This is a genomic window from Anaerobacillus alkalilacustris (assembly GCF_001866005.1).
GTDB lineage: Bacteria > Bacillota > Bacilli > Bacillales > Anaerobacillaceae > Anaerobacillus > Anaerobacillus alkalilacustris.
Genome location: NZ_MLQR01000030.1, coordinates 34,869 through 60,445, shown reverse-complemented (window position 1 = coordinate 60,445; position 25,577 = coordinate 34,869). Strand labels below are relative to the sequence as shown.

45 protein-coding genes and 1 other annotated feature are annotated in these 25,577 nt (G+C 33.7%); of the genes, 36 read left to right on the top strand and 9 right to left on the bottom strand.

Translation table 11 applies throughout. The annotated features are described in order from the left end of the window. Window positions 1-71: 71 nt before the first annotated feature. Window positions 72-281 (bottom strand) — a binding site (T-box leader). Window positions 282-397: 116 nt separating this feature from the next. The 6 genes from BKP37_RS12950 (at window position 398) to BKP37_RS12925 (ending at window position 4,463) form a co-directional block, all read left to right on the top strand. Further along, on the top strand, window positions 398-610 hold the full coding sequence (locus BKP37_RS12950; RefSeq protein ID WP_071310028.1) for a hypothetical protein: 213 nt from the start codon (window positions 398-400) through the stop codon (window positions 608-610). Window positions 611-727: 117 nt separating this feature from the next. Continuing rightward, window positions 728-1,522 carry an SDR family NAD(P)-dependent oxidoreductase gene (locus BKP37_RS12945; RefSeq protein WP_071310027.1) on the top strand — a complete coding sequence of 265 codons (795 nt, stop codon included), beginning with the start codon at window positions 728-730 and terminating at the stop codon, window positions 1,520-1,522. A gap of 221 nt (window positions 1,523-1,743) precedes the next feature. Further along, on the top strand, window positions 1,744-2,955 hold the full coding sequence (locus BKP37_RS12940; RefSeq protein WP_071310040.1) for a Y-family DNA polymerase: 1,212 nt from the start codon (window positions 1,744-1,746) through the stop codon (window positions 2,953-2,955). A gap of 3 nt (window positions 2,956-2,958) precedes the next feature. Continuing rightward, on the top strand, window positions 2,959-3,300 hold the full coding sequence (locus BKP37_RS12935; RefSeq protein ID WP_084034696.1) for a YolD-like family protein: 342 nt from the start codon (window positions 2,959-2,961) through the stop codon (window positions 3,298-3,300). Between the two features lie 129 nt (window positions 3,301-3,429). Next, window positions 3,430-3,717, top strand: a complete 288-nt coding sequence (locus tag BKP37_RS12930; RefSeq protein ID WP_071310026.1) for a hypothetical protein — start codon at window positions 3,430-3,432, stop codon at window positions 3,715-3,717. A 275-nt stretch (window positions 3,718-3,992) separates the two neighbouring features. Next, on the top strand, window positions 3,993-4,463 hold the full coding sequence (locus tag BKP37_RS12925; RefSeq protein WP_071310025.1) for a low molecular weight protein-tyrosine-phosphatase: 471 nt from the start codon (window positions 3,993-3,995) through the stop codon (window positions 4,461-4,463). 388 nt (window positions 4,464-4,851) lie between these two features. Here the strand turns inward: BKP37_RS12925 and BKP37_RS12920 are convergent, their stop codons facing one another. Continuing rightward, window positions 4,852-5,031 carry an H-type small acid-soluble spore protein gene (locus tag BKP37_RS12920; RefSeq protein WP_071310024.1) on the bottom strand — a complete coding sequence of 60 codons (180 nt, stop codon included), beginning with the start codon at window positions 5,029-5,031 and terminating at the stop codon, window positions 4,852-4,854. A 200-nt stretch (window positions 5,032-5,231) separates the two neighbouring features. Here BKP37_RS12920 and asnB point away from each other — a divergent pair, with 200 nt between their 5' ends. Continuing rightward, a complete protein-coding gene (gene asnB, locus BKP37_RS12915; RefSeq protein WP_071310023.1) occupies window positions 5,232-7,055 on the top strand; it encodes an asparagine synthase (glutamine-hydrolyzing) in 1,824 nt (607 codons plus the stop codon). Here the strand turns inward: asnB and BKP37_RS12910 are convergent. From BKP37_RS12910 to BKP37_RS12875, 8 genes are all read right to left on the bottom strand, one after another. Further along, on the bottom strand, window positions 7,033-8,484 hold the full coding sequence (locus BKP37_RS12910; RefSeq protein WP_071310022.1) for a recombinase family protein: 1,452 nt from the start codon (window positions 8,482-8,484) through the stop codon (window positions 7,033-7,035). The genes asnB and BKP37_RS12910 overlap by 23 nt on opposite strands. Before the next feature lie 43 nt (window positions 8,485-8,527). Next, window positions 8,528-8,878, bottom strand: coding sequence for a hypothetical protein (locus tag BKP37_RS12905; RefSeq protein WP_071310021.1), 351 nt, complete (start codon window positions 8,876-8,878; stop codon window positions 8,528-8,530). After that, window positions 8,853-9,470, bottom strand: coding sequence for an ImmA/IrrE family metallo-endopeptidase (locus tag BKP37_RS12900; RefSeq protein WP_071310020.1), 618 nt, complete (start codon window positions 9,468-9,470; stop codon window positions 8,853-8,855). Before BKP37_RS12900 ends, BKP37_RS12905 begins: the two co-directional genes overlap by 26 nt. 84 nt (window positions 9,471-9,554) lie before the next feature. Further along, window positions 9,555-10,538 (bottom strand): MerC domain-containing protein, encoded by a 984-nt coding sequence (locus tag BKP37_RS12895; protein WP_071310019.1) that lies wholly within the window; start codon window positions 10,536-10,538, stop codon window positions 9,555-9,557. 126 nt (window positions 10,539-10,664) lie between these two features. Then, window positions 10,665-11,630 (bottom strand): exonuclease domain-containing protein, encoded by a 966-nt coding sequence (locus BKP37_RS12890; protein ID WP_245712521.1) that lies wholly within the window; start codon window positions 11,628-11,630, stop codon window positions 10,665-10,667. A gap of 12 nt (window positions 11,631-11,642) precedes the next feature. Then, window positions 11,643-12,101, bottom strand: coding sequence for a hypothetical protein (locus BKP37_RS12885; RefSeq protein ID WP_071310017.1), 459 nt, complete (start codon window positions 12,099-12,101; stop codon window positions 11,643-11,645). A gap of 98 nt (window positions 12,102-12,199) precedes the next feature. Then, entirely contained in the window at window positions 12,200-12,466 is a 267-nt protein-coding gene (locus tag BKP37_RS12880) for a hypothetical protein (RefSeq protein ID WP_071310016.1), read from the bottom strand. A gap of 30 nt (window positions 12,467-12,496) precedes the next feature. Further along, window positions 12,497-12,847, bottom strand: coding sequence for a helix-turn-helix domain-containing protein (locus tag BKP37_RS12875; protein WP_071310015.1), 351 nt, complete (start codon window positions 12,845-12,847; stop codon window positions 12,497-12,499). A gap of 164 nt (window positions 12,848-13,011) precedes the next feature. Between BKP37_RS12875 and BKP37_RS12870 the strand changes: the two genes are divergently transcribed. The 29 genes from BKP37_RS12870 to BKP37_RS12745 all read left to right on the top strand — a co-directional run bounded on the left by BKP37_RS12870 (window position 13,012) and on the right by BKP37_RS12745 (window position 24,998). Next, entirely contained in the window at window positions 13,012-13,236 is a 225-nt protein-coding gene (locus tag BKP37_RS12870; protein ID WP_071310014.1) for a helix-turn-helix domain-containing protein, read from the top strand. Between the two features lie 27 nt (window positions 13,237-13,263). Next, window positions 13,264-13,851 carry a hypothetical protein gene (locus BKP37_RS12865; RefSeq protein ID WP_071310013.1) on the top strand — a complete coding sequence of 196 codons (588 nt, stop codon included), beginning with the start codon at window positions 13,264-13,266 and terminating at the stop codon, window positions 13,849-13,851. A gap of 227 nt (window positions 13,852-14,078) precedes the next feature. Continuing rightward, entirely contained in the window at window positions 14,079-14,219 is a 141-nt protein-coding gene (locus tag BKP37_RS20160; RefSeq protein ID WP_169823135.1) for a hypothetical protein, read from the top strand. A 139-nt stretch (window positions 14,220-14,358) separates the two neighbouring features. Beyond that, window positions 14,359-14,616: a helix-turn-helix domain-containing protein gene (locus tag BKP37_RS12860; protein WP_071310012.1), complete on the top strand. Its 258-nt coding sequence runs from the start codon at window positions 14,359-14,361 to the stop codon at window positions 14,614-14,616. Between the two features lie 2 nt (window positions 14,617-14,618). After that, complete coding sequence (locus BKP37_RS20785; protein WP_281243061.1) at window positions 14,619-14,750, top strand: hypothetical protein; 132 nt, start codon at window positions 14,619-14,621, stop codon at window positions 14,748-14,750. Then, on the top strand, window positions 14,731-15,099 hold the full coding sequence (locus BKP37_RS12855) for a hypothetical protein (protein WP_071310011.1): 369 nt from the start codon (window positions 14,731-14,733) through the stop codon (window positions 15,097-15,099). Before BKP37_RS20785 ends, BKP37_RS12855 begins: the two co-directional genes overlap by 20 nt. 532 nt (window positions 15,100-15,631) lie before the next feature. Further along, window positions 15,632-16,888 (top strand): 5'-3' exonuclease, encoded by a 1,257-nt coding sequence (locus BKP37_RS12850; protein WP_084034695.1) that lies wholly within the window; start codon window positions 15,632-15,634, stop codon window positions 16,886-16,888. Continuing rightward, complete coding sequence (locus BKP37_RS12845) at window positions 16,881-17,120, top strand: hypothetical protein (RefSeq protein ID WP_071310010.1); 240 nt, start codon at window positions 16,881-16,883, stop codon at window positions 17,118-17,120. The genes BKP37_RS12850 and BKP37_RS12845 overlap by 8 nt, the downstream gene beginning before the upstream one ends. A 33-nt stretch (window positions 17,121-17,153) precedes the next feature. After that, entirely contained in the window at window positions 17,154-17,348 is a 195-nt protein-coding gene (locus BKP37_RS12840; RefSeq protein ID WP_071310009.1) for a hypothetical protein, read from the top strand. A gap of 25 nt (window positions 17,349-17,373) precedes the next feature. Beyond that, window positions 17,374-17,592 (top strand): hypothetical protein, encoded by a 219-nt coding sequence (locus BKP37_RS12835; RefSeq protein WP_071310008.1) that lies wholly within the window; start codon window positions 17,374-17,376, stop codon window positions 17,590-17,592. Window positions 17,593-17,633: 41 nt separating this feature from the next. After that, entirely contained in the window at window positions 17,634-18,218 is a 585-nt protein-coding gene (locus tag BKP37_RS12830) for a Rha family transcriptional regulator (protein WP_245712520.1), read from the top strand. Continuing rightward, window positions 18,215-19,123 carry a hypothetical protein gene (locus BKP37_RS12825; RefSeq protein WP_071310007.1) on the top strand — a complete coding sequence of 303 codons (909 nt, stop codon included), beginning with the start codon at window positions 18,215-18,217 and terminating at the stop codon, window positions 19,121-19,123. The genes BKP37_RS12830 and BKP37_RS12825 overlap by 4 nt, the downstream gene beginning before the upstream one ends. A gap of 34 nt (window positions 19,124-19,157) precedes the next feature. Further along, window positions 19,158-19,943, top strand: a complete 786-nt coding sequence (locus BKP37_RS12820; RefSeq protein ID WP_169823141.1) for a DnaA ATPase domain-containing protein — start codon at window positions 19,158-19,160, stop codon at window positions 19,941-19,943. A 186-nt stretch (window positions 19,944-20,129) separates the two neighbouring features. Continuing rightward, entirely contained in the window at window positions 20,130-20,357 is a 228-nt protein-coding gene (locus BKP37_RS12810) for a hypothetical protein (protein ID WP_071310004.1), read from the top strand. A 158-nt stretch (window positions 20,358-20,515) separates the two neighbouring features. After that, a complete protein-coding gene (locus BKP37_RS12805; protein ID WP_071310003.1) occupies window positions 20,516-20,746 on the top strand; it encodes a hypothetical protein in 231 nt (76 codons plus the stop codon). Further along, window positions 20,724-21,269 carry a dUTP diphosphatase gene (locus tag BKP37_RS12800; RefSeq protein WP_071310002.1) on the top strand — a complete coding sequence of 182 codons (546 nt, stop codon included), beginning with the start codon at window positions 20,724-20,726 and terminating at the stop codon, window positions 21,267-21,269. The genes BKP37_RS12805 and BKP37_RS12800 overlap by 23 nt, the downstream gene beginning before the upstream one ends. Before the next feature lie 8 nt (window positions 21,270-21,277). Beyond that, on the top strand, window positions 21,278-21,418 hold the full coding sequence (locus BKP37_RS20155; protein ID WP_169823140.1) for a hypothetical protein: 141 nt from the start codon (window positions 21,278-21,280) through the stop codon (window positions 21,416-21,418). A gap of 25 nt (window positions 21,419-21,443) precedes the next feature. After that, complete coding sequence (locus BKP37_RS20150) at window positions 21,444-21,602, top strand: hypothetical protein (RefSeq protein WP_169823139.1); 159 nt, start codon at window positions 21,444-21,446, stop codon at window positions 21,600-21,602. A 78-nt stretch (window positions 21,603-21,680) separates the two neighbouring features. Continuing rightward, window positions 21,681-21,863, top strand: a complete 183-nt coding sequence (locus tag BKP37_RS12795; protein ID WP_245712519.1) for a DUF3954 domain-containing protein — start codon at window positions 21,681-21,683, stop codon at window positions 21,861-21,863. Window positions 21,864-21,884: 21 nt separating this feature from the next. Beyond that, entirely contained in the window at window positions 21,885-22,097 is a 213-nt protein-coding gene (locus BKP37_RS12790) for a hypothetical protein (protein WP_139193123.1), read from the top strand. Window positions 22,098-22,115: 18 nt separating this feature from the next. Further along, window positions 22,116-22,382, top strand: coding sequence for a hypothetical protein (locus tag BKP37_RS12785; RefSeq protein WP_071310000.1), 267 nt, complete (start codon window positions 22,116-22,118; stop codon window positions 22,380-22,382). Window positions 22,383-22,387: 5 nt separating this feature from the next. After that, window positions 22,388-22,579: a hypothetical protein gene (locus tag BKP37_RS12780; RefSeq protein WP_071309999.1), complete on the top strand. Its 192-nt coding sequence runs from the start codon at window positions 22,388-22,390 to the stop codon at window positions 22,577-22,579. Window positions 22,580-22,728: 149 nt separating this feature from the next. Continuing rightward, entirely contained in the window at window positions 22,729-22,914 is a 186-nt protein-coding gene (locus tag BKP37_RS12775) for a hypothetical protein (RefSeq protein ID WP_071309998.1), read from the top strand. Window positions 22,915-22,925: 11 nt separating this feature from the next. Next, entirely contained in the window at window positions 22,926-23,351 is a 426-nt protein-coding gene (locus tag BKP37_RS12770) for a hypothetical protein (RefSeq protein ID WP_071309997.1), read from the top strand. Further along, the gene (locus BKP37_RS12765) at window positions 23,344-23,595 is read left to right on the top strand and encodes a hypothetical protein (protein WP_071309996.1); all 252 of its coding nucleotides are present in this window, start codon (window positions 23,344-23,346) and stop codon (window positions 23,593-23,595) included. The genes BKP37_RS12770 and BKP37_RS12765 overlap by 8 nt, the downstream gene beginning before the upstream one ends. Continuing rightward, a complete protein-coding gene (locus tag BKP37_RS12760) occupies window positions 23,582-23,941 on the top strand; it encodes a YopX family protein (protein WP_071309995.1) in 360 nt (119 codons plus the stop codon). Before BKP37_RS12765 ends, BKP37_RS12760 begins: the two co-directional genes overlap by 14 nt. A 21-nt stretch (window positions 23,942-23,962) precedes the next feature. Beyond that, the gene (locus tag BKP37_RS12755; RefSeq protein ID WP_071309994.1) at window positions 23,963-24,334 is read left to right on the top strand and encodes a hypothetical protein; all 372 of its coding nucleotides are present in this window, start codon (window positions 23,963-23,965) and stop codon (window positions 24,332-24,334) included. A gap of 87 nt (window positions 24,335-24,421) precedes the next feature. Continuing rightward, entirely contained in the window at window positions 24,422-24,607 is a 186-nt protein-coding gene (locus BKP37_RS12750) for a hypothetical protein (protein WP_071309993.1), read from the top strand. 13 nt (window positions 24,608-24,620) lie between these two features. Beyond that, entirely contained in the window at window positions 24,621-24,998 is a 378-nt protein-coding gene (locus BKP37_RS12745; protein WP_071309992.1) for an ArpU family phage packaging/lysis transcriptional regulator, read from the top strand. Window positions 24,999-25,577: the final 579 nt, after the last annotated feature.

Below are 25,577 nucleotides of genomic sequence, written 5' to 3'. Positions count from 1 at the left end.
TAACCCCTCTTTTATTGAAAAATGATCTAGGGGAATCCCCTGTATAAAAATAAAAAACCTTCCATCCCTATAACAAGGACGGAAAGTTTATCCGCGGTACCACCTTAATTGACATCAAAAGATGTCCTCTTAGCACCTTTAACGTTGGTGTGACGGTTAGGGATTAACCTAACAGCTCTAGGGTAGGTTCAATAAGTTTTTTCACGATGGAATCTTTCAGCCACTGAATTCCACTCTCTTTCGTTAAAACGTTATTTACTAGTCCCTTTCAACACTTATATCATTAAATTAGTTTTTTTAATTATCTGACATTTGATAGTTTGATGTCAATACTTTTTTTTTCTCTATGAATATGAATTATAATAGACATTGATGACAAAGTAAAGAGGGGAAAATGATGGCAAGCTTTATGCTTAAAAACGCAGTTATATATGGAGAAGAAAAGATCTATGAACATGGATTTGGTGTGGTAGGAGAGGGGGAAATTTCATCGATAGGTCATTGTGATGAATTAACTTTTGTTAAAGAGGTTATACAACTACCTAATGAGTGGAGAGTGGTTCCTGGGTTTATCGACCTTCATATTCATGGTACAAATGGGTGTGAGTAATGGATGGGACGAGTTATTGCCTTGAGACGATGTGTAAATAATTACCTCAAGAAGCACTAGCATATAAAAGTAAAGAATTCAATACTTACGTAATTCAGAAAACTAGAGGTGAATAAATTGGCTAAAAATTTACATAATAAAATTGTTGTAATAACAGGAGCATCAAGTGGTATAGGATTAAATTTAGCGATGGATGTAGCAAAACGAGGAGCGGTACCTGTTTTAATTGCTCGTTCTACGGAAAAATTAGAGACTGCTAGTAAGGAAATTTATCAACAGACGGGGATTGAACCCCCGTATTATACACTTGATGTAAGCCAAAATGATGCGATAAAAAAGACTTTTGCTCAAGTAGTAGAAAAGCATAATAAAATTGATGTACTAATTAACAATGCGGGATATGCTGTTTTTGACAAATTTATAGATGCAAAATTAGACGATATAAAGGGGATGTTCGACGTTAATGTATTTGGAGTAATTGCTTGTACCCAAGCAGTTCTTCCATCAATGCTTGAAAGAAATGAAGGCCATATCATTAATGTTGCATCAATTGCAGGTAAATTAGCAACACCAAAGTCGAGTGTTTATTCCGCTACTAAGCATGCAGTTTTAGCTATTACAAATAGTGTACGAATGGAATTAAAGGATACCAATATTTTTGTAACTGCTGTTAATCCTGGCCCCATTAAAACAGCTTTCTTTGACCGAGCTGATGCAACAGGAAATTACACAAAAAACGTTGAAAAGCTTATGTTAGAAGCTTCTTATGTTTCCGAGAAAATTATTCAATTAATAGAAAGGCCTAAACGGGAAATTCATTTACCTGGTTGGATGGGATTAGCAACAAGATTTTATCAGGTTTTTCCTGGTTTAGTTGAAAAAGTTGCTGGAAAAAAACTAAATCAGAAGTAATAGCTTCTCTTGTGCAATATTTTTTGTAGTTCTGTGGGTTGAACGAATTTGTCGTTCAGTCCATTTTTTTCAAATTGAAACAGAACGTACATTCGCTTATAATGTAGAATATGACGAGAATATACGTTCTGTTTTCGGTGTCAATGTAGAAAGGAGTGATTATTGTGGAAACGGAGATAGATTATAACGTCTACCCGAAACGTACGATCTTTTGTATTGATATGAAAAGCTTTTATGCTAGTTGTTCAGCTATTGAACTTGGATTAGACCCACTAACAAGCTATTTAGCGGTTGTCGGTGATACACAGAGAGATGGGAGTATTGTTTTAGCGGCAACTCCCCGTCTAAAGTCAGAGTTTGGGATTAAAACAGGAAGTCGTCTTTTTGAAATTCCAAATCATCCTCAAATTCAAATTGTAAATGCACAAATGTTAATGTACTTAAAGGTTTCCACCAAGTTAACGAAATTTTTTAATCGTTATGTGCCTCTTGAAGCAATTCATACGTATAGCGTTGATGAAAGTTTTCTTGATGTGAATGGAACAGAACGTTTGTGGGGTGGAAAGCTAGCTTTAGCAAAGCGAATTAAAGAAGATATGTTAACAGAATTCGGATTAACTTGTTCTATTGGGATTGGGCCAAATATGCTTCTTGCAAAAGTCTGCCTTGATCTAGAGGCCAAAAAAAATGGAATAGCTGAGTGGACGTATGATGAGGTCAAAAAGAAACTTTGGAACGTTTCTCCTTTACGTGAGATGTGGGGAATTGGTTCACGAATGGAAAAACGCTTAAACAGATTAGGAATTTTTTCTGTTGGTCAACTAGCAAATACACCATTAAAGTTACTTGAAAAGAAATTCGGCATTATAGGGAATCAACTTTATTATCATGCTCATGGTGTCGACTTTTCTCTTATAGGTGCTCCTATTATGGATGGACAAGTTAGTTTTGGAAAAGGTCAGATTTTACTTCGAGACTATAAGGATATTGAGGAAGTAAAATGTGTGATTTTAGAAATGTGTGAAGAAGTTGCTAGGCGTGCAAGAACAGCTAAAAAAGCAGGAAGAACGGTCAACTTGTGTATAGGCTATAGTAAAACTGAGTTAGAGGGTGGGTTTAATAGTTCGTTTACACTTCAAGATCCTACAAATATTACACTTGAACTATATAAAGTATGTTTAAAGATATTGTCTAAACATTATAATGGGCAAATTGTAAGGAGTATTTCCATTACTCTTTCTAATATAGTAGAAGATGATCAAATTCAACTTAGTTTATTAGAACCAAATAAGCCACGCCAAAGGGATTTAGGGTATGTAATGGACTTTATTAGGGAAAAACATGGTTCAGATAAGTTACTTCGAGCTGTTTCCCACACAAAAGCGGGAACAACTAAACATCGAAGTAAACTTGTCGGTGGACATAAAGCGTAAGAGGTGAGAACGATAATCAAGGATCGTGGTAATATCAAATGGACATCAATGATGCTTCCTGAGCATGTAACAATGCTTAGAGAGTTAAAGGAAAGTAGTAACTATAAATATAAGCCAGTTTTAGATGAGCAACAATTAGAGGAACTCAATGGAATAATTTGTTACGCAATAGATACGAAAACACCAGTGAGGATCACTTACTTTAGGGATTATGATTTCAAAAATGTTATTGGAGTTATTCGGCATTTTGATATTGCTTTGCAATCTATACGCATTGTAAATGAAGAAAATTTCTATTTAAAATTAGCAATAAAAGACATTATTAATGCCAAAATTATAGAGTAAGTTTTTCTGTTATTGTTGTTCAAAAAACTTTAATATATTTCAGCGATTAGTCATCGCAAATATTCGAAAAAAATGTTATAGTAGTGGTGCAAAAAATTAAATTTAAAATTAAGAATGGGAAGTGAAGACGTGATCGTTCAAGATTTAGTCGAAACAAAAGAGTATTTCACTGAGGAAACCAAAGACGAATTTTTCGTTATTTATGAAAAGTTTGAAAACAGTGATTGTAACTGCGAGGGTGATATGTTAGAAGAAAAAGAATGTGATGATGAGGAAATTGTCCAAATTTTTCACGGTAACCCTAAGTGCAGTGGTTCTTTGCGAAATATTAAGAGCTATCGCGTTGGGCAAGAGTTCGGAACAGTTGAAGATATTCTTGCGAAAATTAAAGAAGAGCATAGAGAAATTTTTAAGTAATAGTATAAAAGGACGTAATCCGTTTCCTAATTATATATAGTTCGTTTCCACAAATCCTCTCATAGTAAAATGAGGGGATTTCCTTTTGGTTTAGAGTTGAAAAAGGAGTCTAGATGTCGCAAGTGTACAAGAAGAATAGTACAAATTAATTATATTAAATTTTTTACATAAAAAACTAGAAAAGCTATAATAGTCTATATTATTTTTAAAAGGCGTAGATCGTTGTGAATTGTTGTTAAGCTTCGATTAACATATTTAAAGGAAGGGGAGCGTAAATGATTAAAGTACTATTCGTTTGCTTAGGAAATATATGCCGTTCACCGATGGCAGAAGCAATTTTTAGACAGAAGGTTAAAGAAGTTGGATTGGAAAAAGAAATCATTATAGATTCTGCTGGAACTGGAGATTGGCATATTGGAAAAAGACCTCATGAAGGTACGTTACAAATATTAAAAGAAAACAACATTGACTCATCGAATATAACAGCGAGACAAGTGACGAAGAAAGATTTAAGTGATTTTGATTATATAATAGCAATGGATGCACAAAACTTAGGCAATTTAACGAGGATGAGAGGTAGAGATTGTTCAGGTGAAATACAGAGATTAATGGATTACATTCCAAAATCAAAGGTAGTAGATGTGCCCGATCCTTATTTTACAGGGAATTTTCAAGAAGTTTATAACCTAGTAGAAGAAGCTTGTACTAAACTTCTTGCATATATTCAGGAAAGAGAACAATTTTAATTTCCGAATGCATGGTCTAACTCCACCGTCTTTAGACGGTATACGCTTTTAACCTTACACTTCGATGTCCATACTTAAGTTGTGAGGTGAAAAGTATGGACGGCTATAAAAAGAATAGTTATGCAGTTTATGATATCAAATATCATGTAATCTGGGTGTTTTATTGCAAACCAGTTTAATGAAGAAAAGAACGATATATTACCGATTAAAGAATGAGTTTAGTCAACTTTCAGTTTGCTTAAGCATGTTGGACTTTGAGAGGACTTCAGTCTTAAGAAACGACTTTAGTCGTCGACATTTTATGTCCAAATCCACCTGCTTTAGTAGGTGGTCGTTTAATTAAACAAAGAAGGCATCTACTAAATAATTTAGTCGATGCCTTCTTTGATTAGGGCTCTTGCAATTCTTGAACATTCACAGTCATTTCTTGTTCAGGGTTTTCTCTAGGGTAAACTCGCGCAGTGCCTTCTTGTGAATTAACATTTTGAATCCAAATAGAAGCGCCGTTATGTTTAACTTCAATATCTTTAGATGATTCTAAAATCTGTTGAGCACGGTTTGCATTCATATACCAGTTGTCCTCCTTAATGAAAGTCTAACCATAATATTTCATCAATAGAAAGAAACTATTCATTTAGTAAAAAATAATGTGAGAATACATGCCAATTGAATTGAATGAAGAACGATTAGGCACATAAGTGAATATGTTGTTGTATGGGTCAGAGTGGCCCAAGATTATACAACATTCCCTAGGAGGGGTTGAAATAGATGTGCGGTATTACTGGTTGGGTTGATTGGAACAATGATTTACGAAAAGAAGTAAAAACTGTTGATAAAATGACCAAAACATTAAGTCAGCGCGGACCAGATGATTCCAGAGTCTGGAGTTCATTACATGCAGCTTTTGGTCATACACGACTGGTTGTTGTTGACCCTGAAGGTGGAAAACAACCAATGACAAAGTCAGAAAAATCTAAGGTTTGTACAATGGCTTACAACGGTGAGCTTTATAATACAGAAGATATTCGAAAAGAACTGCTAGCGCGTGGGCATACCTTTAAATCCCATTCAGATACAGAGGTTTTACTTACTTCCTTTATTGAGTGGGGAGAAGCGTGTGTTGATTATTTAAATGGTATTTATGCGTTTGCGATTTGGGATGAAAAAAAGGAAGAACTTTTTATTGCTCGTGATCGTTTAGGGGTAAAACCTTTATTTTATCAAGAATTAAATGGAGCATTACTATTTGGTTCCGAATTAAAAGCAATTTTAGCACACCCTAATGTTAAGTCAGAAGTGACAAGGGAAGGATTAGCGGAAGTGTTTGGGTTAGGTCCTTCAAGAACACCAGGGCACGGTGTGTTCGATAATATGAAGGAATTACGTCCAGGTCATGTATTAAAATATAATAAAAATGGATTAAAAATTCAAAGGTACTGGAACGTAAAGAGTGAAGTACATGAAGAAAATGTAGAACAAACTGCGGAAAAAATTAATTGGCTATTAAAGGATACTGTGGAAAGGCAGTTGGTAGCTGACGTGCCTGTAAGTACGTTTCTTTCAGGTGGAGTTGATTCTAGTGCCTTAACAGCATTTGCGGCAAACTATTTTGAGAAAGAGGGAAGAGGACCACTTCATACGTACTCCATTGATTATATAGATAATGATAAATATTTTAAAGCAAATGATTTTCAGCCAAACGCAGATGGTCCTTGGATAAAAGAAGTATCTGAATTTTTAGGGACGAAACATCATTCATGTATAATAACAAATGAAGATTTGGCAGGTTATTTAAAAGAAGCCGTTTACGTTCGCGATTTACCAGGTATGGCTGATATTGATTCATCTTTACTTTGGTTTTGTGAAAAAATCAAAAAAGATGTAACAGTAGGGCTTTCCGGTGAGTGTGCTGATGAAATTTTTGGTGGTTACCCATGGTTCCACCGCAAGGATTTGATGAATCGTGAGAGCTTTCCTTGGATGCATTCCACACTAGAGCGTGAGGCACTATTAACAGATGAGTGGCGAGAAAAACTTCAGCTGAAAGATTATGTTATGAACCGTTATACAGATACTGTTGCTGAAACTCCTCGTCTAGATGGAGAAAGTAATGAGGATGCGAGAAGGAGAGAACTGTTTTATTTAAACATGGTATGGTTTATGACAACGCTACTTGATCGAAAAGACAGAATGAGTATGGGGGCGAGTCTTGAAGTACGAGTACCTTTTGCTGATCATCGATTAGTAGAGTACGTGTGGAATATTCCTTGGAAAATGAAAAACCTAGAAGGTAGAGAAAAAGGTATTTTACGTAAGGCTCTAGAAGGAGTGTTGCCAAACAGTGTACTTTATAGAAAAAAGAGTCCATATCCTAAAACCCATAACCCTTTTTACACGAAGGCTGTAAGGAAATGGTTACAAGAAATTGTCAATGATCCGACATCGCCACTACTCCAGTTTGTAAACGAAAAGAAGATAAGAGAAATTATAGATACAGATGGAGCTGCTTTCAAGAAACCGTGGTTCGGGCATCCGTTGTGCTCGTTAGGTCGTAATAAAGAAGAAAAGACTACCTCTTTTGATAGTCAATGATATCAAGGACAGCAGGTTTAGGATTTTTACCAGCTGTTCCTTTTTTAATTACTTTAATTGTTATTGTTTCAAATGTACTTTGAATTGCTTTTTTCTGGGCCTCATAATCCATGTCTTTCCATTCATCTTTAAGATGAAGTAAAAACTTCTTTATTTCTTCAGTTGATATAACTTCTTCTGCTTCATCAATTGCTGATTGAAGCTTATTCTCTTCTTTTGTGTATTCGTTCATTAATTCCTGGTAACGTTTTTTAGAAATGTCACCTTCAATATACAATTCTTTAGCTCGTTCTTTTTTGTTTTGTATTTTTAAAAGAGAATTTTCAACATCTATATGATTTATATCATGTCCAGCAGCTATTTCATCTAATTGCCCCAATGAATATTCTAAGCTTTTTAAAAAAGCCTCGTTCATCGCTTCTTCAGAGAAAGATGCCGCATTACAAACCCCATATTTTTTTCGTCCCTGACAAGAATAAGAACGATATGGGCGGTTACCCGGTTGCCTTATTTCAGTTCTACCTACATATTTATGTCCACATTCCGAACAACGAATAATTGTAGAAAAAGGGTAATGTGTAGTTGAACGAATACGGTTGGTTGCTCGTTCTTTTATTAAACTTTGAGTTAATTCGAATTGCTCTTTTGTAATAATAGGCTGAAATCCCTCTTGTTTAAATTCTGCAATTGTGAAATCATCATTAAAAATTCGTACATCACCAGATCTACGCCTATAATCCCAACGAAGCAATCCTGCATAAATAGGATTATCTAAGATATAACGAATACTTGATCCATGCCACAAATCATTTTTCTTATTTTTAATCCCCATTTGATTTAATTCAATGGCTATAGTTTGAGCGCCATTCGTTGCATACTTATCAAAAATAAATTTCACCCATTTAGCTTCATCTTCAACAATTTTGAGTTCACCGCCTTCGGTATACTCATAACCATATGGTCGTGGAGACCCGGGTCTTATTCCTTGTTCCACCATTTGCTGAGTCCCAAATTTCACACGTTCTCCAATGTTTTCACGTTCCCACTCGGCCATAGCTCCAACAAGAGTGATAAAAAATCGCCCCATCGCACTAGTAGTATCAAACATTTCTGTTGCAGACTTAAACATAACTTTATTTCTTTCAAAAAGTTTAAGTAATTTGTGGAGATCTGCAACCGAACGGACCATTCTATCTAATTTATAAACTACTACAACATCAAACTTATTTGCCTCAATATCCTTCATCATTCGCTTAATTTGAGGTCTTTCTAAGTTTTTGGCACTATACCCGTCATCAATATAAAAGTCGTGTATATGCCAACCTTGGCTTTTTATAAAACTTTCTAATCGTTCCTTTTGTGCGGGGATAGAAAATCCTTCGGTTGCTTGTTCATCAGTTGATACACGGGCATAGATTGCACAGCGCATGATTAATCACCTCGTCTTTTATTTCACACTTATTCAATATCATTTAAAATATTCCTCTCACATCAAACTGTAGCAGCTCCTCAAGATCATCAAATCGAACAATAAAATTATCTGCCTCATGAATAACTTCAAGAGGATAACCATTTTTAGTTAAATAATTGGTTAGTAGATCAAGGCTAATTCCAAATGAATATGGATCATCAACACAACGTACCAACTCCCCCTGGGATACAGTTACATTCTTCATATCTCCATAAAATTCTTCTGGATAAAATCTTTCAAACGGTGCTTGTAACGAATAATAAGAAAAAGCCCCATCAATATTAACTGGCAATATCAGCCACATAGGTCGTAATTCACCATCAATTTCATCGTAATAGACTTTGAATTTCATAACTTAATTTCTCCTCTCCAACTTGATTGCTTAATTTCTGTAATACTTCTAAAGTAGAATCATAGATTTTTTCTTTTTGTAATGAGCGATTTATTCGCAGGTCTTCTTGTTGATGTAAGTTGTCATAATAACTTTGAGTGGAATTTTGCTGACGGATAATTCTTATTCTTTCTTTAATCATAGTTTCTGGAAGCTGAAACACTTCTACCAATTCCTTTAATGATCTAGTTTCATTTAAAATTGGTTCAAAAATAAATCTTGGCATTGAAGCGTAGAGAGATATCCAATGGGCCTGTCTTTCTTGCAATCTGACAAAATCTTTAACCATCTTACGTTGATCACCGACATGTGAGAAAAAATGAGCCATTTCATGAAAAAAATCGGCACGTTCATTTTCAATACGTTGATTTTCTTTTAATAACATTAAACCACAATTATTATCGTATAAACATTTGCTGTTCAAGTGATGGTACTTTATCAAAATATTAAAACTATCAGCAATATTACTTATGGATAAATCACTTACTGTAATAATGCCTTTCTTTTGATAAAGTTTTGTAAGTTTTTCTTCGTGCAATGATATAAAGCGCATGACTAACCCCCAAAAATTTCTATTTAAAACTAATTATACGAATGTGTGTTCTTTTTGTAAATAAAAAGAAAAGCCATAAAGGCTTTATCTTTTGATATTATAACCACCCAAAATTTTTGGGGTAGCAACTTCTTTACCATATTCGTCTTTAAAATAAACGCTAACAGTTCCAGTAGCTTTTCCGCTATTTAATACGATATTTTCGATTGCATTACCAACTTGTTCTGCAAATCGTTCTTTTTCGTACTCTTGCGAGTGGTACCAAGCATCACTAATTACTACATCAACAATTTTCCAATCGTCACCTGTCATAGGTTTAATACTTTTAATAATTCCTTCACCTAAGGAAATCATTTCATTAATAGCTTCATCAAATAATTCAGATTGTTTAGCTAAAACCGTAGTTTCGTCTGGGTAAGGTACAGTATCAATGGAAATTACTCCATTATATCCATCTAAATGATTTTCTTGAACTAACTCTCCAGTCATTTTTTCCCCTGTTTCACCATAAATAGCCTTAATATGCTCAGGTTGTGGATTTTCTTCATAATTAAATCGTAGACTTGCTATTCCAGATATGTATCCAACAGGCCAATCGGAAATATCGAAGGTGTGTTTTATAGACCCTCCTTTAATTTCTAGAAATTCACTAACTACGTCAAAGTTCCCATTAACAACTGTCACTTCAAAAATTCCGCCATCAGGAACATTAGAATTAATATTTACTGTTACATTACTATCAGCGGTTTCAAGTGACATCTCACCATTGAATTCAAGAATTTCGGTGTGATCTTCCTCAACTTCTGTAGTTTCATTTTCTTCAATAGGTTCATTAACTTCACCAGTAGTTTCAACCACTTCTTGGTCACTCTCATTTTGAGAGACTTCATTAGTATCATCAGAAAATATAGCTACTAAAAAAATGAGTCCAAAAATTACTGAGGCAATTGAACGCAATGGAACACTATGATGTTTATAGCGCCACATCAAAAAAATACCAACTGGAGCTAATAGAATTAGACAGACCCAAGCAAACCATTTTTTTTGATAAAATTTATTCTTTTCCAAGTAAAAACCTCCTTTGTTAATTATAGTAGATTTTACATAATTTCTCAGGAAATGCTATACTTTCGACAAAAGTTATCAAATAATGACATTTCCTATCGAAAAGAAAAAGTCCATCACTGGACTAAATCATTTTAAATTTGAAATCAATTTTAAGTTTTTTAAAAATTGATCTTCATTAAGAACTTTTATATTAATTCCTTTTTCTATAAGTTCATAGGCTTTTCGTTCCTTTGAACTTAATCCGTCTTTTCCAACTATTGATAAATCCTGTTTACCGACAATGATGTAGTCTGTATTTTTTGTTACACCACTTTTAATAATACCACCAACATCAACAACTTTTTGCATTGCGTTTTTTCTATCAATAGTTTCTAAGTTACCAGTAAAGACAAAGAGTCGGTTATAGAAAGGATGATTATTATCAATATTACTGGTAGTTGGAGTAATCTCCGCAATCTTTACACTATCAAATTTTTTCCGTTTTCCTCGTATTAAGAAAGTAGATTGAGTTTTCAAATCTGAAAATAATTTTACTGGTATACTAGAATATGTCTTACAATAAGAATGAATTGTTTTGCGTTTCTTAACTTCTAAACATTTGATTACCAATTCCGCACAAGCTCTCGCATCAGAAAGTGCATGATGATGATCATCTAAAGTTATACCAAAACGTTTAGTTCGTTCTTTTAAAGAAGATCCTATTCCTTCCCCTCTGCAGGCTCTAGTACTGATAGGAATACTGCAAACATATTTAAAGTTAGGTACATTTAAAGAGTTTTCTATTAAGCAGTTTTTCAATGTGTTCATGTCAAATTGTGCATTATGTGCAATGATAAGAGAGTCGTCATTGAAAAAAGGCTTAATCTCATCCCACACTTCATGAAAAAGAGGTGCAGTACTCAATTGATCAAGTGTTAAACTATGAATTTTTGAAAACTCTTCATCTAACTCTAAGTTGGGCGGTTGAATTAAATAGTACTTTTCATCTACAATTTTCCTTTCATCTACAAAAACCATTCCTAATGAGCAGGCACTACTATAATTATGGTTTGCTATTTCAAAATCAATAGCGATAAAATCGTATGAGTGCAATATAAGTTACCCCTATCTATAATATTGAGTAAAATAAGGATATGCATTTAGTCCTCGATTATCAGTATCATTTTTATATTCGGAAATTAATGACATAACCTTATTTTTTAACTCTTCTTTAGTAGCAGCAAAACTAGGTTTGCCAAATCCAATAAACCTCCAAACATAAGCTTTTCTTTTTTGTACTTGATTATTTTCATCAATAAAAGGTTCATAATTATAAAGGACATAACCAACTCTGTTTTCGATATGCCATAATTCATACGTTGCAACATTTTTTATATTTTTATATTCTGATATTTCTTTCGTGAAATATTGAAATGTACTTACACCATTATCAAATAAAAAAAGCATTGCATTTTCTTTTTTAACAAAGGAAACTCTATCTTGCCCCTCAATTTCGACTACATACTTTTCTTCTACTGGCCGATCAGGGCTAACCGTGTTTAAAAAGAATAAGCTTCCATACATCAAATTTCCCCCTTTTGGTCAATTAAAAAGACACGCAAAAATATAGTTGCGTGTCTTGTTGAATTTATCCTCTTGTTGAAATTTCTACGCTTTATGCTTTATTGTTTAAGTGCTTTTTTCATCGTATGCACATCGAGTTCGGTATCTGCTATCTTACGATTGACGTAACGGACACTTTCTTTTATTTCGTCTAAATTGCGTAGAATTAGATCATCAGAATTGATATTTTCGATGTGTTGGCTATTGATTGAAGCTTCCAATCTTTTAATATCATCTTTAGTAGCCATAGTAGTTTCAATTTCATTCACTTTTTTATCAATATTGTCTAGTTTCTTTATAATTTTTTGTAGTAAATGTTCCGTCATATCGTTAAATACCTCCAATAATTGTATTTACTACTCATTATTCTGCTGAAACTTCTTTCGCAGCTCCCTAAATTGTTTAAGTTGCTGTTCTAAGTATTCAGCTTCTTCTTCTGTTATTTCCTCTCCACCATCCCGGAAAGAGATGTTGATAGGGTTATTATCTTTTACTACTGGTTCATCAGTTCTGCCAATAAGGTAGTCTACAGATACATCAAATAAATCAGCAAATATTTTCAACTCATTGTCATTTAAAGGTCGGTCACCAGATTCAATTCTACTAATGACACTATAATTAATTCCCGTTCGCTTTTCTAATTCTCTTAAGGATAAATTATGTTTATTTCTTAAATGTTTAACTCTATTTGGTGTACTTTTACCCATACTAACCACCACTTTTCTATATTAGCAACAAATCAATTTTATCATTTTTCTATATAAGAAAAAATAATTTTGCTAAATCAACAACAAAAAAACTTGACTTTGCTAAATTAACAACATATACTTAGGTTAAGTTGCTGATATAACAACAAAAAAAGGAGAAAATGATGAAAACTTTAAATCTCGATTTTATAAAACAAAGACGAAAAGAATTAAACATATCTCTTCAAGATATGGCAATCAAACTAGGATTTAAAAATGCTTCTACTTATATGAAGTACGAAAGAGGTGAATATTCATTTAAGGCTGATCACTTGCCTTTACTAGCGTTTGAACTACGTTGTAACATTGAAAATTTTTTTGGTAACAATGTTGTTGGAATAGCAACATGATGAATTGATAATAAGGAGTTGAAACTAATGTCTAATCAACTTGAATTAAATGATTTATTTGACAAAGTCATTTATGTAAAAGGTCGAGTGTGGACCATTTATGCAACTACAGGTAAATGTGAAAGTGAAGGTGTCTGGGCCTATGAAGGTGTTAAACCCTATCCTAACTTCAAATTTGATAGCACCTGTCCTTACCACAATGAAAAATATCAAATTTCATTTTTCTTTAAAGAAACAGCTTTAGAAGGCTTAATTGAAGGCAATGAAATTGATAATTGTATGAAACAGATGAAACGTGAAGATAAGAAAAAACTGACCCGTAAGAAAGCCATTGAATTTTATGTTCACTTAACAGGTCATACTAAAAGCTTTGTTTCTAAAAACCTTGTAGAGAAATTTAATGATACTTATTCATTTGCTCCTGGTTCCTTATGCTATGACCTTTGGAAATCAGAAGGGGCTTTATTGCTAAGCCATAATTTAGAAGGCCATACAAATATGTCTTGGTTTGACTTTATAACTTTCAAGCCTCACTCACGTTTAAATGATAAACACTGGGAAGCAGTCAAAGAAGAAATCATTGACCATTACAAAGAATGGAAAGGAATTGAATAAACATGAAATGTCTCTCACGAACAACAGCAACGTTAGATGGCAAATTTAATTACAAGTTTGTTGGGAACATTTCAGGTGAAAAATACACTTACTATGCTGGTGATATTCGCGTAATTAGAAAAGCATTATTAATGAAAAAATTTAAAAACCGCTCTATAACTAAGTGTTTTTAGACAATCAGTGTATTGCATATATTAATGTACTCAGGTCAAAAGGGGTGAATGCGATTGGGAGTAAAAATTATTTTAGACGCTGAGCAATCAAAAAGATTTTTGTCCTGCTTCATTGATGATGCTCGTCGCATTATTGCTGAACGTAAACGAGCAGAGAGAATGGCCAAAGAAGCAGAGAAACAAAGCAAAGTATGATGGAAATGGGGGAGTTCCCCCTAGGTGGACAAGCATTAAATGAAAAGAGTTCTTACAATTTTATTTTAATTAAATAATAATTCAATTTCTGTTCTTGGTTAGAACAGTTCCAGATCAGAAACAAAGGGGTGAGGAGAAAGTGAACCTTGGCGCTTTGTTGCGAGCGGCGAGGGAACGAAATGGACTATCACAAGAGGAACTAGCATTGAAATTACATCGTTCTCGTAGTTGTATTAGCAAATTCGAAAATAACAAGAAACAAATGGATGTGCAAACATTCATTGAGTGGATGAACACAACTAGTGCAAAAGACATTATGATTGCAGCATTGTCTGGAGTTGATCAATCAATTGTAATGAAAAGTTTAGAAGTAATATCACAATTATTAACGGGGTAAAAATGACTCAACAATTAATCAACCAATTATGGCAAGCAATAAAAGAAGCAAAAACACCTTATGATTATGCAATCATATTTAATTATTCTAATGATGTTAAAGGAGACATGACAAATGAAGGAAAAAACTCTTAAACCATTCAATTCTATCAATTTTGGAAGAATCCTTAATGCTATTCATTCCTATAAAAAGGAGCTTAACGGATTCTCAAAACGTCTATTTGAGATTATGTCTACCAAAGTATTTAACCTGGGTAAAGACGTTGAACTAGACGGTATGGAAATGGAAATGATTGTTGAAGCATTAGTTAAACGTGGAGATTTTTTAGAGGGAAAAGGTAATTCATTAGAAGCTGAAATATTTTTCAAATTAGCTGAACAAGTAACATTAATAAGAGTTAATTTCCAACGAAAAAATGGTCCGAAAATAGAAAAAACAGCAAGTGCGCCAACACTTACTGCCATAGCTTTTAAAGCCGTATAACAAGAGTAATTATATTTTATCAACTAGATCTACATAATGCAAGTCTGAAAGGCTATCGGCCTTTCGTTGAGACAGCGATTTAAGGGCCGCCCCCGACCACAACCTAGAAAATTACATAAGCTAATCGCTGTTTCAACGGTGAGTCGGTATCCGTCACCGGAAAGGATGTGAATATATATCTTAATAACACACGATTTGAATGATGCCAACATTCTCATTGTGATAGCTGAAAATATGGATGCCAATTTATATGGAAAGGAGCAAAACAGTGAATATGGATGTTTATAGCTGCGAAGAATGCGACGAAGCTTTTGCAGTCGAAAAAAACAGAGAATTAAATGTATGTCCGATATGCGAATCTGAATTATGGGAGTTTTCACACGAAGCAGTTCTTGTTCTAAAAATAAAAAGACCTCTCACATTGCAGTGTGAAAAGGTCAGCTAAGAAAATTTTTCCTTATTTCAAGTATAACTAGTTTATTAAAATATATCCAGTGGAAGTAGGTGGTTTCTAATCGCCAAAGGTGTTTATGTGCCAAAAAATTATGAAGAAAACATTTGTATGGTTATACTTCCGGACACTGAATTAGGCAAAGCAACAAGGGCTTCCTTTCAAAGTTTAATACTTCAATTAGAAAAGCGTTTCACAGGTGACCAAACAGTAAGTGAAATTAGCATTATTAACAAGAAGTTCATGATCAAAATCGATAGTCAGAAAAATGCCAAAAGCATTATGAAGGTTGGAGATTTTGTTGTTCGTCTTAAAGAAATAGAAAATGATATATCACAACATATGCAAGAGAAAGTGTTAGTAGAAATAAAAGATTTCTCAATATCAACTATATATAAACCAAATATTAAAGCAGTCCCACCATCTTTTAAAAAGGTTGAACGTCTCATTTTAATAGATGGAAGCAATGTACTTGCAACTGCTTTTCACGCAACGAAGAAGAGCATGTTAAAAAGGCATGATGGTCTTTATACTAATGCAGTTTATATTATGGCTCAAAAAATATTGGATTTAATAAGTAGATCAAATCCGTCTCACCTTGCTATTGCTTGGGATGAAGGACGTGAAAATACGTTTAGAAGAAAAATCTATCCAGATTATAAGGCTAATCGAAAAGAAACGGAACCAGAGTTAAAACAACAGTTTACGACTGCTCAGAAACTTTTTTCTGAATTAGGTATTGCTCAATATTCACATAAAGAGATAGAAGCAGATGATGTAATAGGAAGCATTAATGCTATATGGAGACGAGAAAAAGGGCAATCAGTAGTCGGGATAATTTCCAATGATAAAGACTTATTTCAACTATTGTCAGAGAATACAAGTCAGCTTATAAGTAAAAGCAATAGGGAACACACCATTACACCACAACATTTAATGAAACAATGGAATGTAGCACCTGATCAGTGGGCAGATTGTAAAGCACTCCTTGGAGATAAATCAGATAATATACCAGGGTGTCCAGGAGTAGGAGAAAAGGCAGCATACCCGTTAATAGCTAGATACGGTTGCTTAGAAACTCTTTATGAAAAACTAGATGAGTTAAAAGACTCTGAGTTTAAGAGATATGTATCAAAGCTAAAAGAAGGCAGAGAACTAACATTTTTAAGCAAACAGTTAGCCATGATCCGGTGTGATACTAAGGACCTGTTAAAAATATCATCACTGGATGATATGAAGGTTAACTTAAAGAAATCGGTGTTGATTAACACGTTTAAAACATTAGGTTTCAAAACTTTAATTGCATCTATTGAAAAGGGGATGTACAGAATTGGTTAAGGCAACTTGCACCAATACAGGTACCTGCCAACTAGTAGAAAAAGGACAGGATTATTTTATTAAATCATTAAGCAATAAAAGCAAATATGTTTATGTTTACTATCTTCATATTAAAAATGAAAAAGCACATTTCGCAATATTAAAGGCTAATTTGTTTGAACGAACCGAAGAGGAAGTAATAGAAGAGAAGTTTGAACAAATACAGGGTTTTGAGCAGCTGAGTTTGTTTTGAGCGAAACTACGACGCAAACGAAAGGGTGATCAAATGACAACGGAAGAAGAATGGAAAACAGAAGTTGAACGGATAAAAGATTTAATACCTTATTGGGAAGCTATACCGCATCCACAAGCTGTAATTAACACTACATTTATAAAACATCTTGTTAAGTCATATGAAAGTGGGGATAGGTCACAGATAAGATTTGAACAAATGAAAGACGTTCAAATACCTAGTTCGTAGTACAAACCAAAAGAAAGGTGAGATTATGGATAAAGACTGTTACGTGAATATAAAAAACGAATTATTAGAAAACGAATTATTAGAAGCTGAATTTATAGGCGTATTTCAGTATTCGCACGTATTAGACCCTTCACCTATGATAGGTGGTCATTCTGGCGGAGTAATTGCGTACCCAATAGCGGTAGTGAAATTAGATGAAAAGCTAAAAGAGGTTAAGTTATCAGATATAACATTCAAGCGTTGATGAACAGTTCGTAAAAACCCTAAAGGAAAGGGGGAATAACAGTGTTAACAACAAGTGTGGAACAAATTGTATTTATACAAGATAAACAACCTGTTACAAACAGTTTGAAAATTGCTGAAGTATTTCAAAAAGGGCATGACAAAGTTCTAAGGGATATTCGAAGTTTAAAATGTTCCGAACCTTTTCGACTCGCCAATTTTGGAGAGTCCTCTTATAAAAACCAACAAGGTCGTATTATGCCTATGTTTATAGTTACATTTGATGGTTTTGCCATTCTTGCTATGGGCTACAGTGGTGAGAGGGCGATGCAGTTTAAAGAACGTTATATTAAGGAGTTTAATAGGACTCGCCAAAATTTGGAGAGTCATCAATTTACATTAATATCAATCGAACAAAAACAAATCCAAAAAGCTATTGCATCATCAATTCATAGAAAATTCTCCCATGTTCCAGATAAAGCTAGAAGGAAGTATTTCTCCCAACTTCATAGTGAGTTGAAAAAAATGTTTGGAGTATCATCGTTTCGAGATATATCACGAAGTGATTTCCAAGTTGCTATTGATTATATACAAAAAAGGTGGGACTCACCAAATTTGGAGAGTCATAGATTGGAGATACTATCATGACTACTAATTATTTACTTGATGAATATCCTTTGCTCGTATTACCTTCTTTAGCAACATCAATTGGATTAAATAAGGCAATTGTTTTACAACAAGCTCATTACTGGTTAAACAAGAGCACCCATAATCGTGAAGGTATTCGATGGTTTTACAAAACATATTCAGAGTGGAAAGTTGAGTTTCCGTTTTGGTCAGACAGAACAATTAGAAGGACGATCAGTGATCTTGAAAAAGACAAACTATTAGTGACTGCAAACTTTAACAAAATGAAGGCTGATCATACAAAATGGTACACAATCAATTATCAAATACTTAAAAATTTAATGACCAAGCCATGTGGTCAAAATGACCAAGCCATGTGGTCAAGTTGTCCAGACGGGGTGGCCAATATGACCAAAGCAATACCAGATATTACTACAGATATTAATGATTATGAAGATGATAAAGAGAACAAAGTAAATCTCGAAAAAAAATCTCAAAATCAAATGCGTGAAAATGCCATTCAGCAATTAGAGCAGTGCTATTTACAACGAAGAGGGTCCGGGTTGATAATTTCCCCCTCTGACATACAAGCGATTGTTGAAGTTATCGATCAAGGAATTAATCTTCAAGATGCTATGAATTGGACCAACGAAGTTTTTGATAATTTTAAACCCAAACATAGTCACGATAGGATTAATTCGTTTAACTACATTGCGCAATACATTTTTACAAAGCAGTATGAAAAAACAGAACGTGCAAAAGCATTAGCTGGAGGTGGACAAAGTGGAGGAACTAGGGGAAATTCTACAAAAACTATCTCAAAAGTATCCAAAATTAAAACAGAGAATGGAATTACTCCAAAACAACAAAACCAACGTCTTGTCGGGGAAAATGGAGAGATACAAGATACTGAATGCGACTACTAATTGTCCTTTTAAATCCTGCGACGGCACGGGCTTGATGCATGTAGAAGATACTCACTATCACTTTCTTGATAAAAGAGAAAAACTCAATAGCAACCATATCACTTACAAAGAATGTAACTGCAGAAAGGAACGTCAAGAACGTTTGGAAATTGAAAAAACACTAAAGAGTGCTAGAATACCAGAAAAATTCTTGAATGCTAGTATAAATAATTTTTCGTTAACAGTTTACGAGGATGATAATGCAAAAGCAGCAGCAGCTTATGCTAAACGAATTGCAGCTCGATTTGTTGAAAATTATGAAGAGATTAAAGAAAAAGGAAAAGGACTTTATTTCCACAGTCAGGTCAAAGGCAGCGGTAAAACAAGATTAATGATTAGCATCGGGAACGCACTTTTTAAAAAATATCGAATTGTACCGCTATTTATTTCTGCTAATGATATTTTGAATGAAATTAAATCAACGTTTGATAGTGAAAAGAGCACATCTGCAGTAATGAGGACATTTCGTGAAGCGAACTTATTATTGATCGATGATCTAGGTGTAGAAGAATCAAGAAGTAAAAGGAGTTCAGATCCTAGCGTATGGAAAGAGCGCGTAATTACGGAAATATTGGAACATCGAATGAACAATAACCTTTTAACTATTATTACGGCAAATATTCCTATCTCTGATTTATCTGCAGAAACGTTATATCCATCTGGAAGAGTTGAAAGTCGTGTAAAAAAGATCACTTTTGAAATTCATATGCCTGAATATTCTATACGTGATCAAGAGTCGGTGGAAGAAAATCAAGAATTTGAAAAACAATTATTGGGATAAAGAAAGGGTGCTAACAATGTGTGATAAATGCAACAATACTGGTCGATTAAGCTTTATGGTATGGAGCGGAGCGTATATGTTTCAACCTTGTGGTTGTGAAGTCTCTAAGGAAAATGAAAAAAAATCTTTAGAAAGATTAAATCAAATGCACCAAGAAATTATGAACAATTTGGAGAGTATGACAGTATGAAAAGGAATAATATAATCCCATTCAACCCCTACATAGCGTTGTCAGATGTGAATATGGATTGGGAGCATAAAGACGTTGAAAAGTTTGAAACGCTGTGGAAAGAAGGTATTTCACTTAAAGAAATTGCCCGAAAATTAAAACGAACCCATGATGAGGTAGGAGTAATTATCATGGATCGTGCTCGAAAAGGAAAGATTAAGCCGCGTAAAAACGGTATATGGTAGGTGACTGAAATGGAATTAAGACGTGTGTATTTAATTCAGCAGCTAAATTTAGTTTTTAATATTTATGAGAATGAAGAAGGGGAATTACTAAGTAAGCTTTCCCTAAACGAATTGGAGTTAGTATATTCCAGGGCAAAAGATAGAAAAGGTTGTTTGGGATGAAATTAGTAAATTTTACGGATAAGAAAAGAGAAATAAAGGCTAGGTTTTATAGAAAACTATTAATCATTAAAAATCATGGCAGTGTTTTATTTGCTACTCGTGAAGGTGCTGTAGATTTTGTTAAACAAGCAAAAAAGTTTGGAGTAGAACTAGATTTCACTTTTAAAAGTTGCGGTTACTTGGTTACCAAGAAAGGGGAAAACAATGAACATAAAAAAACTCTTTGAAGTTCAGAAAATATTAGATGATCGGATTACTAAAGAACATAGTCTTGAAGGTTATTATTTAATCCCGGAAAAAACATTAGCTTTACAAGTTGAGTTAGGGGAACTAGCAAACGAATGGCGAGGATTTAAGTTTTGGAGTAAGGATCAATCTCCAAGAATAAAAGTAGCTAAACGACCATCGATGAATTATGACGATATAGAATGGCATAACCCTCTTTTAGAGGAATATGTTGACTGCTTACATTTCTTACTTTCAATTGGTTTAGAACTTGGGTTCCATAGGGATGCAGAAGTTTATTTAGTAAAAATTACTGATCCAATCCAAATGTTTTCAAAGCAATTTCAGTTAATTATTCAGTTTGAAATGAGCGAAGGTAGACAAGCTAAACAAAATTATTATTACGGAATGTTGTCTCAATTTTTAGGATTAAGAAAATCTCTAAGGTTCACCTGGGAACAAATTGAACAAGCTTATTTAGAAAAAAATAAAATTAATCATGATCGCCAAGCGACTGGGTATTAGGTGTTTCGATGAGTCGAAAGAGAAAAAGACAACCAAAATGGCATTTACTTTTTCGGATTGAAGAAAATCAAAAAGTTTATTTATATGAACCACTTCAAAAGCATGAATTAAATAGTCGTCTCAGAAATGGGTGGAAAGTAGTTTCCTAGTTTAGAAATGAGAGGAGTGATAAATATGTTAAGAAGCTTAATTAAAGGGATGCAACGAATTGACCAGGTATGTGAGGTTATCAACGATGCAAAATCAGTAAAAGAAGGAAAAGGTGTACAAACACTTGGTGGTAAGATTTTAAAGAAAAAAGCAAACAAAAAAATTATGAAAATGTTCAAATAAAAAAAACCGCCCTCTCGGACGGCCATAATGAGTGATCGCAAACTTATTATACCATAAACCGAGAGGGGTAAGGTTAATTTGACGACAAAACAACAAAAAGTGACAGTTGACATAGACTTATTGAAAAATTGCATTTACATCGTAAAAAATGGAGAGTTGATCCAGGTCGATCCACCGTCAACTGGTTACGGAGAACAGATAGCAGTTTGGCTAGGTGGGAAAGTAGATCGTGTAGAAACGAAAACTTGCAAGAAGCTTTAAATGATCGGAGAGTGTTCTGAATTGGATAAAGTAAATATATTAATGGATGAAACGCATGAACACTGTCAATTAAAAATTGAAAAGTTGTACCAGGAAAATAAACACCTTAAGAGAGCCAATAGCAAACTAAAAAATGAGTCTAAGGAATTAAGAAGACTCATTCATAAATTAAAGCAGAATAAGCAGAAAAACCATTACAAAAATGGAAAGCGTGGTACGAAATTTAATGGATAACGAGGGGGATGTAATACTATGAAAACACGTCAGAAGATAAAAATATTAAAACGCGCAGGGAGAAAATTGCACACCTATGTACAGTTATCGGGGTTGGAAAAACGAGTATGTAATAAAGTGGCAGATTCTAAACTTTGTAGCGCTCTATGTGAACTTCGGCTAAAAGAATTTGATGCCGGTACGATCTATGAAAAGGGCTATACAAACAGAATGAACGAGGTTTATAAAAAGACATTAACAATTGAAAATGTAACGGGTGTTAAGAAAGAAGAAGTTTTTGATTAGAGAATTTGAGTGCAATAAAGAAAGGAGTTTTCAAAATAGAAAATCAACTTTGGATGATAAAAGCTGTTATAAATAAAGGCGTTATTGAAGGTGCTGTTATTGAAAAGGAAGTTGAGGCAAGATGGCCAATTGAAGCCGTTGAAAAGTTTAAGAAAAAAAACAGACCGTTGAAATTATATGCAATATGGTTTCGGTAGAAGTTAGAAAAGCATAATTCACATTCTGAGAATACTGGACTGTCGAGTGATACTGCGACATATCGAAAAATTCGAGTAGTTGAGTATGTGCATATTTTGCACCAACTGAATGTGGTACAAATGCGGTACAAAAAGGAGGAACTAAAACAATGATTGATAAAAATTACGGTGCTTATGTATTGATTTGTGATATTTGTGGAAATGAAGCAGATCAAAGTTTTGATACTTTTGATAATGCGATTGACGCTAAGAATGAATTAGGTTGGAGAAGTGAACGTGGCGAACAGTTAGATTTAAAAGATGGATGGGTGGATTTATGCCCCGATTGTCAATAGGAGGTAAAATAATGAGATACAAACACAAAAGCAAAAGTTTTGATGAAATAAAAGAAACCCTAAAAGATACAGACCTATATTTTTTGATTGAAGAAATCGAATGGAGTAAAAGGCAGCTATCTTTAATGTATGACGAAAATTATAACCTAACCGAGAAAGTGGTTGATGGGGTTGAAGAAATTGAGCGTGTCAAAGAGCATTGGATAGACGAGCATAGGAAAGTTTTTATGCAATTAAAAGACGTACAAAAGGAAAACGAGCGTTTAAATAAAATCCTAAAAGAAGCGAAATGGTGCGCTAATACATTTAAAGATCATACGAACCAGTATTATTCAGAAGTGGTTAAGTTGAGAGAAGAAAACGAAGAACTAAGAAATCACATCGAAACACTAAACGAAATTATTGGCATGTATGAACGGATTGAAGAAAATGAATAGAACACGAGCGATTAAAAGTAAATGGAATGGAATTGATAAAAAGGATATTTCAGCGTTAGATATTTCATGGTTAATCGAAAGGTCTGAAAGGGTCATTAAACTTGAAAAAACTTTGTCAGATGTTCATTGGTTGTTATTAGAAGCAACGAACGCTTACACAAAAAATTGCGATTTTAAAGTGAATTATAAAATTAACGAAGCGATAACATTGATCGAGGAGTTGGCTAGAGATGAGGGAAATTAAGTTTCGTTTTTTCAGAACAAAAGCTAAAGAAATGGTATATGGATTTAAAGGGTGTTCACTTACTTATGTTTTAGATTTGTGGGAGAAAGAGAAACACGTTTCCTACCCTATGCAATATACAGGGTTGAAAGATAATAACGGTAAGGAGATTTATGAAGGGGATATTCTTAGATTAAAGGCGCACCAAGATTTCTTTGTAGATTTTTATGAAAGTAGTTTTGTGGCTAAAAGTACAAATAAGGTACAAAGAATTAATTGGCTACCATCCGCTTTGTGGGAAATCATTTCAATGGGATATGAGGTTGTTGGAAATAAATACGAAAACCCAGAAATGCTTAATGAATAGTTCGAGTAAAAGGTGATAATGATGGAAAGGTTGGTTATTGAGGAGCTTACCATATTTGAAACTGTAAACAATTTCAATGCAGCTGAAGCGTATTGGAGAGACAACTCATATTGTTACATTAAAGGTTATATTCCTAAAGATGCTTTATCTCCATTAGAAAGTAACTTTTCTCCTGAAAGTAAATGTAAGAAAAAGAGGTTCTATTATGAGCTTTGGGAGCATCATACTTTTGCGATATGGAGTTATAAGATTGAGAAAGAAAAGTTTGAATGGGAAGAAGCAGTAAATCTATTAAAAGTACATCGAGATAATAAGATGCCGATTGAAATGAAAATCACCAATGACGTAAAGGATTGGTTTATTTACACGCAAGTAAATGAATATTTAGCCTAACCGAAAACCGGAGGGCACTAAATATAGCAGCGATTAATTCTGCTTGTTTAGTGTCCTCTTTTTATATTAAAAAATGAGGTGAAAAAAATGAAAGATTTAGGAGGACAACTACAACGATGGTGTAAACAACATGGAATGGAATTTTCAAAGAAGGAAAGTATGGAGAAAGAGAAAAAACTGGAAGGAAAATTTAGTAGAAATGACATTATTGAATTAATGGGCACAAATAGACGTGTTTATAGACGGGGTAAAGGTGGAGCACTTAAACAATAAGGGGGAATCACTTTTGGCAGCTAAACAATTAATCGATGATAAAACAATACAAAATGAAGTAATTAAAGAGTTGAAAATATATAAAGCTTTGAAGGTAAAAATGGAAAATAAAAAAGAGCAAGAAGAAGAAGGTATAGATAATTTATTTCCTGTTTTAATTAAAAGTGATCAGATCGATAGAGAAAACATTTTAAAAGTACGACAGATTGATAGAGCTCTCCAGAACAGTTTGGACGTAATTGAAAAGAAAATAATTGAAGCGAAATACTTGCATCCTACAGAACGAAAGGATATTGAAATTTATTTATCTTTAAGACTTAAAAAGGATAAATTTTATGAAAAGAAACGTAATGCAATCAATAGTTTAGCGACTGCTCTAGGTATTATTTAATCGACAAAAAACCGACAAAATGGGGGATAAAATAGTAACCAATTTAGGGGACTATTTTTTTTGGAATAATTTGTACGCTATTGAATATAGGAGATACGCCTAAACTCCTTTATCAATGGCTACCCAATCGAACTTTGAGACGATGAAAAGTGTGAACCTTACCCAAGAGGACGCTTAGAGTCTTGAACGCGCTAGTCTTGCGACGTTCGTGATGGGGGATTAAGGTTAAGACCACCTTACTCTGTTATGTTTTCCAGTTTTTATCATAACTTTATTTATCTGGCTTACTCTTGGGTGGTAAATGTTATGATAAAGATATATGGATTATCTGGAATGGATGGTGTGTGTATTTGAAGAAATCTACTACCTCAACAGAGAGAGATAGAATTAAATTAATAAAAGGTATTAGGATATCACAGAATGAGAAAAAGAAATGCAAATATTGCTCATATTTTTCCCCTAATAGAGTGTGCTCTAAATATTTAATAAAAACTAAAAACGTTGAAATTTGCGACATGTATATTTCAAAAAGAATTAAAGTGGTTAGTGGTGGACTTTGTAATTCCAAATAAATATATA

Bases quoted from the DNA above. Each gene is read 5' to 3' on its own strand.
- BKP37_RS12950 (WP_071310028.1), top strand. From the start codon at position 398: ATGGCAAGCTTTATGCTTAAAAACGCAGTTATATATGGAGAAGAAAAG.
- BKP37_RS12940 (WP_071310040.1), top strand. From the start codon at position 1,744: ATGAAAAGCTTTTATGCTAGTTGTTCAGCTATTGAACTTGGATTAGAC.
- BKP37_RS12925 (WP_071310025.1), top strand. From the start codon at position 3,993: ATGATTAAAGTACTATTCGTTTGCTTAGGAAATATATGCCGTTCACCG.
- BKP37_RS12920 (WP_071310024.1), bottom strand. From the start codon at position 5,031: ATGAATGCAAACCGTGCTCAACAGATTTTAGAATCATCTAAAGATATT.
- asnB (WP_071310023.1), top strand. From the start codon at position 5,232: ATGTGCGGTATTACTGGTTGGGTTGATTGGAACAATGATTTACGAAAA.
- BKP37_RS12910 (WP_071310022.1), bottom strand. From the start codon at position 8,484: ATGCGCTGTGCAATCTATGCCCGTGTATCAACTGATGAACAAGCAACC.
- BKP37_RS12905 (WP_071310021.1), bottom strand. From the start codon at position 8,878: ATGAAATTCAAAGTCTATTACGATGAAATTGATGGTGAATTACGACCT.
- BKP37_RS12900 (WP_071310020.1), bottom strand. From the start codon at position 9,470: ATGCGCTTTATATCATTGCACGAAGAAAAACTTACAAAACTTTATCAA.
- BKP37_RS12885 (WP_071310017.1), bottom strand. From the start codon at position 12,101: ATGTATGGAAGCTTATTCTTTTTAAACACGGTTAGCCCTGATCGGCCA.
- BKP37_RS12880 (WP_071310016.1), bottom strand. From the start codon at position 12,466: ATGACGGAACATTTACTACAAAAAATTATAAAGAAACTAGACAATATT.
- BKP37_RS12875 (WP_071310015.1), bottom strand. From the start codon at position 12,847: ATGGGTAAAAGTACACCAAATAGAGTTAAACATTTAAGAAATAAACAT.
- BKP37_RS12870 (WP_071310014.1), top strand. From the start codon at position 13,012: ATGAAAACTTTAAATCTCGATTTTATAAAACAAAGACGAAAAGAATTA.
- BKP37_RS12865 (WP_071310013.1), top strand. From the start codon at position 13,264: ATGTCTAATCAACTTGAATTAAATGATTTATTTGACAAAGTCATTTAT.
- BKP37_RS20785 (WP_281243061.1), top strand. From the start codon at position 14,619: ATGACTCAACAATTAATCAACCAATTATGGCAAGCAATAAAAGAAGCA.
- BKP37_RS12855 (WP_071310011.1), top strand. From the start codon at position 14,731: ATGAAGGAAAAAACTCTTAAACCATTCAATTCTATCAATTTTGGAAGA.
- BKP37_RS12840 (WP_071310009.1), top strand. From the start codon at position 17,154: ATGACAACGGAAGAAGAATGGAAAACAGAAGTTGAACGGATAAAAGAT.
- BKP37_RS12835 (WP_071310008.1), top strand. From the start codon at position 17,374: ATGGATAAAGACTGTTACGTGAATATAAAAAACGAATTATTAGAAAAC.
- BKP37_RS12825 (WP_071310007.1), top strand. From the start codon at position 18,215: ATGACTACTAATTATTTACTTGATGAATATCCTTTGCTCGTATTACCT.
- BKP37_RS12820 (WP_169823141.1), top strand. From the start codon at position 19,158: ATGCATGTAGAAGATACTCACTATCACTTTCTTGATAAAAGAGAAAAA.
- BKP37_RS12810 (WP_071310004.1), top strand. From the start codon at position 20,130: ATGAAAAGGAATAATATAATCCCATTCAACCCCTACATAGCGTTGTCA.
- BKP37_RS12805 (WP_071310003.1), top strand. From the start codon at position 20,516: ATGAAATTAGTAAATTTTACGGATAAGAAAAGAGAAATAAAGGCTAGG.
- BKP37_RS12800 (WP_071310002.1), top strand. From the start codon at position 20,724: ATGAACATAAAAAAACTCTTTGAAGTTCAGAAAATATTAGATGATCGG.
- BKP37_RS20155 (WP_169823140.1), top strand. From the start codon at position 21,278: ATGAGTCGAAAGAGAAAAAGACAACCAAAATGGCATTTACTTTTTCGG.
- BKP37_RS20150 (WP_169823139.1), top strand. From the start codon at position 21,444: ATGTTAAGAAGCTTAATTAAAGGGATGCAACGAATTGACCAGGTATGT.
- BKP37_RS12785 (WP_071310000.1), top strand. From the start codon at position 22,116: ATGAAAACACGTCAGAAGATAAAAATATTAAAACGCGCAGGGAGAAAA.
- BKP37_RS12775 (WP_071309998.1), top strand. From the start codon at position 22,729: ATGATTGATAAAAATTACGGTGCTTATGTATTGATTTGTGATATTTGT.
- BKP37_RS12770 (WP_071309997.1), top strand. From the start codon at position 22,926: ATGAGATACAAACACAAAAGCAAAAGTTTTGATGAAATAAAAGAAACC.
- BKP37_RS12765 (WP_071309996.1), top strand. From the start codon at position 23,344: ATGAATAGAACACGAGCGATTAAAAGTAAATGGAATGGAATTGATAAA.
- BKP37_RS12760 (WP_071309995.1), top strand. From the start codon at position 23,582: ATGAGGGAAATTAAGTTTCGTTTTTTCAGAACAAAAGCTAAAGAAATG.
- BKP37_RS12755 (WP_071309994.1), top strand. From the start codon at position 23,963: ATGGAAAGGTTGGTTATTGAGGAGCTTACCATATTTGAAACTGTAAAC.
- BKP37_RS12750 (WP_071309993.1), top strand. From the start codon at position 24,422: ATGAAAGATTTAGGAGGACAACTACAACGATGGTGTAAACAACATGGA.